Source organism: Psychrobacter sp. TB55-MNA-CIBAN-0194, assembly GCF_040309505.1.
Taxonomy (GTDB): Bacteria; Pseudomonadota; Gammaproteobacteria; order Pseudomonadales; family Moraxellaceae; genus Psychrobacter; species Psychrobacter fozii.
The window spans coordinates 1-235 of sequence record NZ_JBEOOW010000804.1; the positions used below are offsets into that span (position 1 = coordinate 1).

The window sequence follows — 235 nt, forward strand, 5'->3', positions numbered from 1 at the left end:
GTGGTGACCAAGGCTGTGCCGCCGGGTGCCACGGTTGTGGGTATTCCAGGCCGCATCATCGTCAAGCCGCAAGTCGGTGATGAGCAAGAGGCCAAGCGCAAGGCAATGGCCGAGAAGATTGGCTTCGATGCCTACGGCGTCAGTGAAGACATGCCCGACCCGGTGGCTCGCGCCATTGGTCAATTGCTTGATCATTTGCAGGCGGTGGACGGCAAGCTGGAGGGCATGTGCGGTG

General features: G+C 61.3%; 1 pseudogene. It reads left to right on the forward strand.

Going from position 1 to position 235, the window contains the following annotated elements:
* Window positions 1-235 (forward strand): annotated as a pseudogene (locus AAEY75_RS17155) (serine O-acetyltransferase); the annotation flags it as partial.